At 62.4% G+C, this 11,640-nt stretch carries 9 protein-coding genes; 5 read left to right on the top strand and 4 right to left on the bottom strand.

All coding sequences use genetic code 11. The features are described 5' to 3' along the window. Position 1: 1 nt before the first annotated feature. From fhuD to hrpB, 4 genes are all read right to left on the bottom strand, one after another. Entirely contained in the window at positions 2-1,006 is a 1,005-nt protein-coding gene (fhuD, locus tag ACL2XQ_RS03995; RefSeq protein WP_413740076.1) for a Fe(3+)-hydroxamate ABC transporter substrate-binding protein FhuD, read from the bottom strand. Further along, positions 1,006-1,824: a Fe3+-hydroxamate ABC transporter ATP-binding protein FhuC gene (gene fhuC, locus ACL2XQ_RS03990; RefSeq protein ID WP_413730919.1), complete on the bottom strand. Its 819-nt coding sequence runs from the start codon at positions 1,822-1,824 to the stop codon at positions 1,006-1,008. Before fhuC ends, fhuD begins: the two co-directional genes overlap by 1 nt. A gap of 186 nt (positions 1,825-2,010) precedes the next feature. Continuing rightward, positions 2,011-4,560 (bottom strand): bifunctional glycosyl transferase/transpeptidase, encoded by a 2,550-nt coding sequence (gene mrcB, locus ACL2XQ_RS03985; protein ID WP_413740075.1) that lies wholly within the window; start codon positions 4,558-4,560, stop codon positions 2,011-2,013. 83 nt (positions 4,561-4,643) lie between these two features. Then, positions 4,644-7,109, bottom strand: coding sequence for an ATP-dependent helicase HrpB (gene hrpB / locus ACL2XQ_RS03980; RefSeq protein WP_413740074.1), 2,466 nt, complete (start codon positions 7,107-7,109; stop codon positions 4,644-4,646). A 125-nt stretch (positions 7,110-7,234) separates the two neighbouring features. Here hrpB and thpR point away from each other — a divergent pair, with 125 nt between their 5' ends. The 5 genes from thpR to pcnB all read left to right on the top strand — a co-directional run bounded on the left by thpR (position 7,235) and on the right by pcnB (position 11,640). Further along, positions 7,235-7,762 carry an RNA 2',3'-cyclic phosphodiesterase gene (gene thpR, locus ACL2XQ_RS03975; protein ID WP_413730922.1) on the top strand — a complete coding sequence of 176 codons (528 nt, stop codon included), beginning with the start codon at positions 7,235-7,237 and terminating at the stop codon, positions 7,760-7,762. 44 nt (positions 7,763-7,806) lie between these two features. Next, entirely contained in the window at positions 7,807-8,514 is a 708-nt protein-coding gene (gene sfsA / locus ACL2XQ_RS03970; RefSeq protein ID WP_410016380.1) for a DNA/RNA nuclease SfsA, read from the top strand. A 197-nt stretch (positions 8,515-8,711) separates the two neighbouring features. Continuing rightward, the gene (gene dksA, locus ACL2XQ_RS03965; RefSeq protein WP_162363932.1) at positions 8,712-9,167 is read left to right on the top strand and encodes an RNA polymerase-binding protein DksA; all 456 of its coding nucleotides are present in this window, start codon (positions 8,712-8,714) and stop codon (positions 9,165-9,167) included. Positions 9,168-9,249: 82 nt separating this feature from the next. Further along, positions 9,250-10,170, top strand: coding sequence for a tRNA glutamyl-Q(34) synthetase GluQRS (gene gluQRS / locus ACL2XQ_RS03960; protein ID WP_413740073.1), 921 nt, complete (start codon positions 9,250-9,252; stop codon positions 10,168-10,170). Between the two features lie 48 nt (positions 10,171-10,218). Continuing rightward, the gene (pcnB, locus tag ACL2XQ_RS03955) at positions 10,219-11,640 is read left to right on the top strand and encodes a polynucleotide adenylyltransferase PcnB (RefSeq protein WP_410016618.1); all 1,422 of its coding nucleotides are present in this window, start codon (positions 10,219-10,221) and stop codon (positions 11,638-11,640) included.

Here is an 11,640-nt window from a genome sequence, read left to right as displayed (position 1 = left end):
CTCACCATTGTTTTTCCATCTGCTGCAGCATGCGGCAAAAACGCAGGGCCGCAAGGGTGGCGCCATAAATCCAGATGGCCGGCACGGTGCGCAACATATTCCGGCGCACAAACGGCATGGCCTGCCACAGCGGCGTGGCGGCCACGCGCGCCGTCAGCGCGGCGTCGCCGTGATCCAGGCATATGGCCCGCGCCAGGGGCAGCGTCGCCAGTTGTTCAATTCCCACCACTGCCGTGCCCCAGAAATTATTCTCTCCCTGCCAGACGTTGGCCAGCGCCAGTTGGTCCATGACCTGGCCGAATAAACTGGTGCCGCCGATGATCAGGGCGTGACGATCGTCCATCAGGGAAAATATCAGCAGGGGCTGGCGGCGATATGACGCCAGCCGCGGCCAGGCTTCGGCCAGTTCGCGATCGAAGGACGCCAGATGGGCCAGGGCGGCGGGCATCCTGTCCAGGCGCTGCGCCAGGGCCAGCAGCCCGGCGCGCGCGGTGGTCAGCGGCCGTCCCTGCCCGTCGGTGAAACTAAACCCCATGGCGGGGGCAATGGCGCGCAATTGTTCCGGGCGCGGCCCGTAGCCCTGGGAATACAGGATCAAGTCCGGCTTGAGGGCGGTGATCAGTTCGAAATTAGGTTCGGTGCGCTGGCCGACATCGACAATCGAGGCCGGAAGCACCGGCTCCTGTACCCATAAGCGGTAATCCCGGGTGCCGGCGACGGCCAGCGGCGTAACGCCGAGGGCGAACAGCAGCTCCACCGGCAGCCATTCAAGGGCGATAATGCGCTGATAGGGCAGCGACGGGACGGATCCGCCCGTTGCCGTCCGATCGGTCGCACCCCGGGCCGCGGTCCCCCAGGACGCGAGACCGCAGCACAAGGGCGACAGCAGCAGGGCGGCCAGCAGCCGTCGGCGGCCGCCGTCAATACCCGGACTCTCATCCGTCGCAATGGCGCCGGGCGCGCGCTGGGGGCGCAGACGTCCCAGGGTCTGATCACGCCGGCGCATTAAAACACGAAACTCACCGGCGCGCCGCCGCCCGGATGTGGCAGGATGCCCATAGGAATACCGTAAATGGTTTCCAGCACGTCGCCGCGCATCAGCTCCAGCGGCGATCCCTGGGCAATCATTGCGCCGCCGCGCAGCGCCGTCAGGTAATCGCAGTAGCGCGCCGCCATATTGATATCATGCAATACCGCGATAACCGTCAGGCCGCGCTCCTGGCTCATGCGCTTAATCAAGGCCAGTACGTCCACCTGATGGGCGATATCCAGGGCCGAGGTGGGTTCATCCAGCAGCAGGCAGCGGCTATCCTGCGCCAGGGTCATCGCCAGCCAGGCGCGCTGACGCTCGCCGCCGGAAAGGCTGTCCACCAGACGGTGGGCAAGCGAGGGCAGGCCGACCACCTCGATGGCGTCCTCCACATGCCGGCGATCGGCGCTGCCGAAGCGGCCGAGCGCGCCGTGCCAGGGATAACGCCCCAGGGCCACCAGCTCGCGCACCGTCATGCCTTCCGCCGCCGGCAGTTGCTGCGGCAGATACGCCACCTGCCGGGCGAAAGCCTTGCTTTCCCAGTCCGCCAGCGGTTTATCATTCAGGCGCGCCACGCCGCCGCTGGCCTCATGATGACGGCCCAGGATCTTCAGCAGGGTGGATTTACCGGAGCCGTTATGACCTATCAGGCCACAGACCTTGCCCTGGGGAAAAGTGAACGACAGCGGCTGGAGTAATACCCGTCCGGGTACCGAGAAACTCACCTGATCCAGGGCAAAAGTAGCGTTCCTGGCGGCGGCGGCGTTGGCTAGAGGTGTGGCGATATCTTGCATAAGCCCAATAAAGCAAATGATAATTATTCAAAGAAGCAATAATAGCAGTTTCCTTCAATAATTAGCAGTATCGCAACTGATTTTTCCTCGCAGGTCGCCGCCAGGCATCGCGCGGCGACAGAATACCTATCGCCGGCGTTCCTTCGCCTGGTCAACAAACCCACCCCGGCAAGCCGGGGTGGCGAGCTATTTGCCGAACATATCCTTGATCCAGCCGGCGACGCCGTCGCTGCCCTCCTGCTGCTCCTGTTGCGGCGGCTGCTGGCCCGACTGCTGCTGGTCAGGCGGCGTTTGCGCCGGCTGCTGGGCCACCGCCTGGCTGGCCTGGCACAGCGCCTGCGGACTGTCGGTCCAGACCGGGATCACGCGCATGCTGCTGTCGCTGTTGCAGACGAAATTGCCGGCATAGTCGATGGACATCTGGTTGATCTCCTCGGGCGGTATCACGTTAAGCGTCAGCGGCGGCTGGTTTTCCAGATAGCGGCGGTAAATCGTCAGCGCGCCGTTGGCGCCGGTCAGCTTGGCCGGGCCGTTGTTGTCGCGCCCTACCCAGCTGATGGTCACCTCTTTACCGTCCACGCCGGCAAACCAGCTATCGCGCAAATCGTTGGTGGTACCGGTTTTCCCGGCCAGATGGAAATTGGGGAATTTCACCGCCAGCGAACGCGACGTGCCGCGCGCCACCACCTGCTGCATACCGTATAACGTCAGATACGCCGCCTGGGCCGGCACCACGCGCTCCGCCTGCGGGAAGCTCTGGTAAAGCACCTTGCCGTCCTCGCTTATCACCGAGCGCACCGCCGACAGCGGCGCACGATTGCCGCCGCTGGCAATGGTCTGGTATTCCTGCGCCACTTCCATCGGCGTGAGGCTGATGGCCCCCAGCAGCATGGCCGGCACCGGGTTAATCACCTCTTTCGGGATGCCCAGTTTTTGCAGGGTGGCGACGATATCCGGCAGGCCCACCGCCAGCCCCAGGTTGACCGTCGGCACGTTAAGCGAATTGGCCAGCGCGTCTACCAGCATCACCTTGCCGCGAAACTGGCGATCGTAGTTTTTCGGCGCCCACAGCTGCCCGTTCGGCTGCTTGAGTGAAATGGGCTCATCGGCGATCCAGGTGTTCAGGCGGTACTTATCCGGCTGGCTCAGCGCGGTCAGGTAGGTGGCCGGTTTTGCCAGCGACCCTACCGGACGCCGCGCCTGCATGGCGCGGTTAAATCCGGCGAATTGCGGCTGGGAACCGCCGACCATGGCGCGCACTTCGCCGCTAAAGCGGTCCACCACCACCATAGCGCTCTCAAGGTCGCTGACGCCGCGCCCGGCGCGCAGGGCCGGCACACCGGCCTCCACCGCTCTTTCCGCCGCGTCCTGCGAAATCGGATCCAGGGTGGTGAATATTTTCACGCCGGACAAATCGTTAATCTTGTCGCCCAGCTTCGCCTGCAGCTCCTGACGCACCATTTGCATAAAGGCCGGCTGCGGCGTAATCACCCCGCCGCGCGGCTGCACCCCCAGCGGACGCGCGCTCAGCATATTATACAAATCCTCGTCGATGACCTGCTGGTTTTGCAATAGCTTCAGCACCAGGTTACGCCGCTCCAGCGCCATTTGCGGATTACGCCAGGGATTGTACAGCGATGCGCCCTTGACCATGCCCACCAGCATGGCCTGCTGATCCAGGCTGAGTTCATCCACCGGCCGGCCGAAATAATAAAGGCTTGCCAACGGGAATCCGCGGATCTGTTCGCTGCCGCTCTGGCCGAGGTAGACTTCGTTCAGATACAGCTCAAGGATGCGATCCTTGCTGTAGCGGTAATCGAGGATCACGGCCATATAGGCTTCGTTGATCTTGCGCCACAGGGAACGCTCATTGGTCAGGAACAAATTCTTGACCAACTGCTGGGTCAGCGTACTGCCCCCCTGCACCGCGCGCCCGGCGGTAATATTCGCCAGGAAGGCGCGGCCGATGGAGCTGATGCTGATGCCGTCATGCTGGTAAAAATGGCGGTCTTCGGTGGCTATCAGGGTATCCACCAGCAGATCGGGGAATCCGGCGCGGGGCACAAACAACCGCTGCTCGCCGTTGGGCGATTGCAGCATGGTGATCAGGCGCGGATCGAGGCGGAAAAAGCCGAAGTTCCGCTGCGTATCCTGGTTTTGAATTTGCAGCAGATGATCGCGATCAAACGTCAGCACCGCATGGATCTGCCCTTCCTTGCTGTCGGGGAAATCAAAGGGACGGCGCAGCATATCGATGCTGTTGGCGCGCACGCTGAATTCGCCCGGGCGGGTTATGCGGGTCACCTGGCGGTACTGCATCCCTTCCAGCAGGTTGACCATCTCGCTTTTGCTGTAGGGCATGCCCGGCTCCAGGTTCACCATGCGGCCATAGACCGCCGCCGGCAGTTGCCAGACCTTGCCGTCGATGCGGCTGCGGATCTGCGCATCCAGGTAGACGCCGTAGATCACCAGTAAAATCGCCACCACCAGGAAAATCTTGATAAGCAATCCCAGCAGGCGCCGCTTGCCGCTTTTGCGCGGCGGGCGTGCTTTGCCTTTCGCCGGCGGCTTGCGCGGCGGCATTACGTATTCCTCTTGATCGTCATAGTCGTCCTGAGCATCGTCATTTTCTTCGTAGTCGTCGTCCCGGTGACGTCGCACTGGCGGTTTATTTGTCACTTTACGGCCGGACGGTCTTCCATGACGTCCAATAGGTTCGCGATCATCCCCAGACATCGTTATGATTCTCCATACTTCCGACGGATTCCCCGCCTACTCTGTTCCTCCGCCATCTTATCCGGAAGAGGAAACCTCTGAAATCAACCCTGCTGATACTTTTTGGTGCGCCGGGTGGGTACCGCAATGGCCGGATTATCCGGCCAGACATGCTTGGGGTAACGCCCCTTCATTTCTTTTTGCACCTCGCGGTAGGCCCCCTGCCAGAACGCCGCCAGATCGCGGGTAATCTGCAACGGATGCCCGGCGGGCGATAACAACTCCAGCACCAGCGCCACGCGGCCTTCGGCCAGCAGCGGACTGGCCTGCTCGCCGAACATTTCCTGCATCCTTACGGCCAGCACCGGCGGCTCGCCGTGCTGGTAACGCACCGGCAGCCGGCTGCCGGTGGGCACAGTGTAGTGGCTGGGCAGCGCAGTATCCAGTCGTTGACGCAATCGCCAGTCCAGCAGGCGCAATAACGCCTCGCCGAGATTCACCTGGCGCAGGGCGCGCACGTCATGCACGCCCTCCAGGGACGGCTGCAGCCATAGCGGCAGGGCCGCCAGCAGCGCGTCGTCGTCCACCACAGGCCAGTCCGCCTCCGGCAGCCAGTCGCGGGCGCACAGCAGGCGCTGGCGCAGCTGCTGCGCCGGGCCGTCCCAGTTGAGCACCGGCAGGCCCTGCTCGCCAATCCAGTTGAGCAGCGCCTGCTGCATCACCTCGCCGGAAGGCCTGGCCTGCGGCTGCTCGCGTAACATCAATTGTCCGAGCTGTTCACGCCTGAGCACGCGCAGGCTGCCCTTTTCCTCATCCCAGCGCATGGCGGTGGTGACCGTCAGCCAGTCGGGACGGGCGGCCACCAGCGCGGCGATATCCACCGGCAGCGCCAGCCGGATGGCCGCGTCGGCATTTTGCCCCAGTTGCATCAGCCCCGGCACGATCAGCCATTCAATCGCCGACAGCGCCTCGTCGGGAGCCAGCGCCGCCCCCAGGCCGTTGGCCAGTTGATACCGGCCGGTGGCGTCGCGCCGGCGGGCGATGCGATCGCGAAATCCCCAGGCCAGCAGCGCGGGCGCCAGCGCCGCGTCCGGCCGGCCCCAGCGGGGCGACAGCCGTTTGGCCAGTTGCCTGGCGCGTCGCAGCCAGTGGGACTGCGGGCGCGCGAGCGCATCGCGCATATCGGGCGACCCCGCGCGCGGCGGTTCCTCGATAATGGCCGCCAGCAGCGCGGCCGTCGCCAGGCTATCGTCATCGTCGCGCGCATGGCACAGCATGGCCGCCAGGCGCGGTTCGCAGCCTGCTTGCGCCATTTTGCGCCCCAGGGACGTCAGGCGTTCCGCCCCATCGACGGCATCCAGCTGGCGCAGGGTGCGGCGGGCCGCGGCCAGGCTGGGTTCCGGCGGCAGGTCGAGCCAGTAGAGCGTCAGCAGGTCGGTACAGCCCCATTGCAGTAATTCGAGATAAAAACCGCTGAGATCGCTTTGCAGGATTTCCGGCCGGCCGTGTTCCGGCGCGCGTTCCGCCTGCGATTGACTAAAGAGGTGCCAGCACACGCCGGGGGACAGGCGGCCGGCACGGCCGGCGCGCTGCACCATGGATGCCTGGCTGACGCGCTGGGTGACCAGGCGGCTGAGCCCGTTTCTGGCATCGGATTCGCTGACCCGCTCCAGCCCGCTGTCCACCACCAGGCGAATGCCCTCGATCGTCAGGCTGGTCTCGGCGATATTGGTGGCCAGCACCACCTTGCGCCGCCCCGCCGGGGCCGGCCGGATGGCCCGCTGCTGTTCGTCCAGGGTCAGGGCGCCATACAGCGGGCAAAGATCGACCTCCGCCCCGACCCGGGGAGACAGCAAAGCCTGCACGCGGTTAATCTCCCCCACGCCGGGTAAAAACAACAGCAGCGAGCCGGTATGGGATGACAGCATCTCGCTGACCGCCGCGGCAATCGCCTGGACGGGGACGGACTGTGAGGGCAGCGGATGAAAAACCCGCTCCACCGGAAAACTGCGGCCGACGGAACGGATAACCGGCGCGGCGGGCAGAAGCGCCAGCAGGCGCCGGTCATCCAGGGTGGCGGACATGATAAGCAGCCGCAGATCGGCGCGCAGTCCCTGCTGCACATCCAGCAGCAGCGCCAGCGCCAGATCGGCCTGCAGGCTGCGTTCATGGAATTCATCCAGGATAACCAGGGCGACGCCGGACAGCTCCGGATCCTGCTGCAACATGCGCGTCAGGATGCCTTCGGTCACCACCTCCAGCCGGGTATGAGGCCCCACGCGGCTTTCAGCGCGCATACGGTAGCCGACGGTCTGGCCGGGCGTTTCGCCCAGTTGTTCGGCCAGGCGCAGCGCCACGTTTTTGGCGGCCAGCCGCCGGGGCTCCAGCATCAGGATACGCCCCGGCAGGCCGGCGCGCCGCAGGATTTCCAGCGGCAGCCAGGTGGATTTGCCGGCGCCGGTGGGCGCGTGCAGCAGAACCTGCGCGGCGCCTTGCAACGCTTGCAGCAACTCATCGACTACGGCGGCGACCGGTAATAACGTCACGACATCTCCGTTAAAGATTAACATTCTGGGCCGGGCATTGTAGCATCGCTTGATTGAAGAACAGAATCTTCGCCGCGTTTCCCTGGTATCGGCGACCGAGGCCGGCCAGGGGAAACGGTCAATCATCCACGACACCAGCCGGGACCGCCATGACCTCCACCCGTCGCCTGTTTTTTGCCATTGCCCTGCCCGATAGCGTCCGCCAGGCGGTTATCGACTGGCGCGCCGCCCGTTTTCCCTATGAGGCCGGCAGGCCGGTGGCGGCGGCCAACCTGCATATCACCCTGGCGTTCCTGGGCGAGGTGGGCGCCGGCAAAGAACAGGCCCTGCGCGCCGCCGCCATGAGATTGCAACAAAAGCCCTTTACCCTGACCCTGGACGATTGCGGACATTGGCCCGGCTCCGGCGTGGTGTGGCTCGGCATGAAGCGCGCGCCGCGCGGGTTATTGCAGTTGGCGCAGTGGCTGCGCGCGCAGGCGGCCCGCAACGGCTGCTATCAAAGCCCGCTGCCGTACCATCCCCATGTCACGCTGCTGCGCCAGGCCCATCAGGCGGTGGCGCTGCCGTCCGGCACGCCGGGATGGGAAATGGCGGTCGGGAGTTTCGGCCTGTACGCCTCGCTATTTGACAACGGGCGCGCCCGCTATATGCTGCTCGATAGCTGGCCGCTCGCCTGACCTGGCGAGAGGGGGAGACGGCAAAACTCTTATACGGAAATGTCATGCGATTCAGTCCAGAATTAAAATCCGCCCGCCTGGTGCGGCGCTATAAACGTTTCCTGGCGGACGTGGTCACCCCGGAGGGCGAGGAGCTGACTATCCATTGCGCCAACACCGGCGCCATGACCGGCTGCGCCGTGCCCGGGGATACAGTGTGGTATTCGACTTCGGACAACCGTAAACGTCAATATCCGCATAGCTGGGAACTAACTGAAACCGCCGGTGGTCAATGGATAGGAGTGAATACTCTGCGCGCCAACGCCCTGCTGGCGGAGGCGGTGCGCGCCGACGCCGTTCCCGAATTGTCGGGCTATACTACACTTACTGCCGAAGTGCGTTATGGCGTAGAAAATAGTCGGATTGATTGGTTATTAGCAGCGGAAAATCGCGCAAACTGCTATATTGAGGTGAAATCCGTCACATTACTGCAACAGGAGTGGGGGTATTTTCCCGATGCGGTAACGATACGCGGACAAAAACATTTACGAGAACTACAAGCAATGGCAGAAATGGGTCACCGTGCCGTACTGTTTTTTGCGGTGTTGCACTCCGGAATCACCCGGGTGGCGCCCGCCCGGCACATCGACCCCCATTATGCCGATTTAGTATTGCAGGCGCAGCAACATGGCGTGGAAGTATTTTGCTATGGCGCGCAGTTATCCCCGGACGGTATTGTGCTGAAAAATGCTTTACCGTTATTTATTTCGTAGGCGGCTTTTCTGGAAAAAAAGGATAAATCATCCCGTTTTTCCTTAGTTTAACCGCCCGCCAGATACGCCTTTCTTCACACTCTTGTCAAGTAGGCGTCAGGAATAATTGCCAACCTCAACGTCATCTGTTATTTATAGCGGCCTGTTTTTTTCCCCACGTTGGGGATCGATAGTGCGTGTTATGAAGGAGAAGCAACATGCAAGAAGGGCAAGACCGTAAGACATCCTCCTTGAGCATTCTCGCCATCGCCGGGGTGGAACCGTACCAGCAGAAACCGGGCGAGGAGTATATGAATGCGGCCCAGTTGCTGCATTTCAAGCGCATCCTCGACGCATGGCGCAACCAGCTCAGAGATGAAGTGGGTCGTACCGTTTCGCATATGCAGGATGAAGCGGCCAACTTCCCGGATCCCGTGGACCGCGCCGCGCAGGAAGAGGAATTCAGCCTTGAACTGCGTAACCGCGATCGGGAACGAAAATTGATCAAGAAGATCGAAAAAACGCTGAAGAAAGTAGAAGACAAAGATTTCGGCTTCTGCGACTCATGCGGCGTGGAAATCGGCATTCGCCGCCTGGAAGCGCGGCCGACCGCTGATTTATGCATTGATTGCAAGACCTTGGCTGAAATCCGCGAAAAGCAGATGGCAGGGTAAAATCAATCCAGATTGCCGCGATGTCGCCCATGGAACGGACCACGGCATCGCGGTAACTGTACGGATTCGCCTTTCCTGAGTTATGGCTGCGCACAGCACCTACATGGGGCGTTTTGCCCCCTCGCCTTCAGGCGCCTTGCATTTTGGCTCGCTTGTCGCGGCCCTGGGGAGTTTTCTCCAGGCCCGCGCCTCGCATGGGCAGTGGCGAGTGCGTATCGAAGATATCGATCCTCCCCGCGAAGTCCCCGGCGCCGCCGATACCATTTTACGCCAGTTGGCCCATTACGGCCTGCACTGGGACGGAAACGTATGCTTCCAATCCCAACGCCACGCGGCTTACCTTGACGTCCTGGCGGATTTGCGCGCGCGCGGGCTAAGCTATCATTGCCGCTGCACCCGCGCCCGCATTCAGGAACTGGGCGGCATTTACGACGGTCATTGCCGCACGCTCGGCCTGCCGGCGCAAAATGCCGCCATCCGCCTGCGCCAGATAGCCCCCGTGTCACATTTCCATGACCGTTTGCGCGGTGATATCTACGCCGACCCCGATCTGGCCCGGGAAGATTTTATTATCCGCCGTCGCGACGGTCTGTTTGCCTACAATCTGGCGGTCGTGGTGGACGACGCGGCGCTCGGCGTGACCGAAATCGTGCGCGGGGCCGATTTAATCGAGCCTACCGTGCGGCAATTGGCACTCTACCGTCAATTAGGTTATAAAGAACCGGAATATATTCATTTACCGCTGGCGTTGACGCCCATGGGCGCCAAATTATCCAAGCAGAATCATGCGCCGCCGTTGCCGCAGGGGGACCCCCGGCCAACGCTTGCCGACGCATTAGTTTTTTTAAATCAACCGGTAGCGCAAGGGTGGCGGGATTTGACCCTTGAGAGTATGTTAGACTGGGCTATTATGCATTGGTCCCTGGCATCCATACCGATTTCGCCATCGGGCACGACATGCGCCCCAGACGTTCTCAAAACACCCGGGGTGAGCTATGATTAGCCGCTGTTTTTTGTTGCTCCCGTTTATTTGTTACTATTGAGGTGTACTATTTTTACCCGAGTAGCCAACTTCTGCCGTAAGGTGCTGAGCCGGGAAACCGTGGCGGCGGCACCAGAGGATAGACGCCCTTTGACGATTATCCCGCGCGATCAGCACACCATCTCCCGTAAAGAGATCAGTGAAAATGCACTGAAAGTGCTTTACCGCTTGAATAAAGCGGGATACGAGGCCTATCTGGTCGGCGGCGGCGTGCGCGACCTGCTGTTGGGTAGAAAACCGAAGGATTTCGACATTACCACCGATGCCACCCCCGAGCAGATGCGCAAGTTATTTCGCAACTGCCGTCTGGTGGGCCGGCGTTTTCGCCTCGCCCATGTCATGTTCGGACCGGAAATCATCGAAGTGGCGACCTTTCGCGGCCATCATCTGACCCACGTGCCCGATGACGTTGATGCCGGGTCGGCGGTGCAGGCCCCCGCCGCCGCGCTGCAAGGACAAAACGGCATGCTGCTGCGCGACAATATCTTCGGCTCCATCGAGGAGGACGCCCAGCGCCGCGATTTCACCATCAACAGCCTCTATTACAGCGTGGCCGACTTTACGCTGCGCGACTATACCGGCGGCCTGCGCGATTTGCAGGAAGGCGTGGTGCGCCTGATTGGCGATCCGGAAACCCGCTACCGCGAGGATCCGGTGCGCATGCTGCGGGCGGTGCGTTTTGCCGCCAAGCTGAACATGACCGTCGATGCGGCCACCGCCGAGCCGATCCCGCGCCTGGCGTCGTTGCTGCGCGATATCCCGGCGGCCAGGCTGTTCGAGGAATCGCTTAAACTGCTGCAGGCCGGTTACGGCGAACCGACCTACCGCCTGCTGTGCGAATATCAGCTGTTCCAGCCCATGTTTCCGCTCATCAGCCGCAACTTCACCGAACAGGGTGACAGTTTTATGGAGCAGATGGTCACCCAGGTACTGAAAAACACCGATCATCGCATTCAGAACGACATGCGGGTCAATCCGGCATTCCTGTTCTCCGCCATGCTGTGGTATCCCCTGCTCGAACAGGCGCAGAAGCTGACGCAGGAAGGCGGCCTGGCCTATTTCGACGCGTTTTCGCTGGCGCTGAACGATATTCTTGACGAACAGTGCCGCTCGCTCGCCATTCCCAAACGCCTGACCACGCTGATGCGCGATATCTGGCAGCTGCAGCTGCGCCTGTCGCGCCGCCAGGGCAAACGCGCCTTCAAGCTGATGGAGCATCCAAAATTCCGCGCGGCCTTCGATCTGCTGGCGCTGCGCGCCGACGTCGAAAACAGCGCCGAATTGCAACGGCTGACCCAATGGTGGCGCGAGTTCCAGGAAGCCGCGCCGCCGCGGCAGAAGTCCCTGCTCACCACCCTTGACGACGACGCCACCGCCCGTCCGCGTCCGCGCCGTCCGCGCCGCCGCACGCCGCATCGCGATCCGGCTTAA

Origin of the sequence: Sodalis sp. RH14 (assembly GCF_047324285.1) — a bacterium.
GTDB lineage: Bacteria > Pseudomonadota > Gammaproteobacteria > Enterobacterales > Enterobacteriaceae > Acerihabitans.
The sequence above is the reverse complement of the archived record's forward strand: the minus strand, read 5'-3'. Positions and strand labels throughout refer to the sequence as shown.

What these genes read in the sequence shown, in the direction of transcription:
- dksA (WP_162363932.1), top strand. Translation starts at nt 8,712, where the DNA reads ATGCAAGAAGGGCAAGACCGTAAGACATCCTCCTTGAGCATTCTCGCC.
- sfsA (WP_410016380.1), top strand. Translation starts at nt 7,807, where the DNA reads ATGCGATTCAGTCCAGAATTAAAATCCGCCCGCCTGGTGCGGCGCTAT.
- mrcB (WP_413740075.1), bottom strand. Translation starts at nt 4,560, where the DNA reads ATGTCTGGGGATGATCGCGAACCTATTGGACGTCATGGAAGACCGTCC.
- hrpB (WP_413740074.1), bottom strand. Translation starts at nt 7,109, where the DNA reads ATGTTAATCTTTAACGGAGATGTCGTGACGTTATTACCGGTCGCCGCC.
- fhuD (WP_413740076.1), bottom strand. Translation starts at nt 1,006, where the DNA reads ATGCGCCGGCGTGATCAGACCCTGGGACGTCTGCGCCCCCAGCGCGCG.
- fhuC (WP_413730919.1), bottom strand. Translation starts at nt 1,824, where the DNA reads ATGCAAGATATCGCCACACCTCTAGCCAACGCCGCCGCCGCCAGGAAC.
- gluQRS (WP_413740073.1), top strand. Translation starts at nt 9,250, where the DNA reads ATGGCTGCGCACAGCACCTACATGGGGCGTTTTGCCCCCTCGCCTTCA.
- thpR (WP_413730922.1), top strand. Translation starts at nt 7,235, where the DNA reads ATGACCTCCACCCGTCGCCTGTTTTTTGCCATTGCCCTGCCCGATAGC.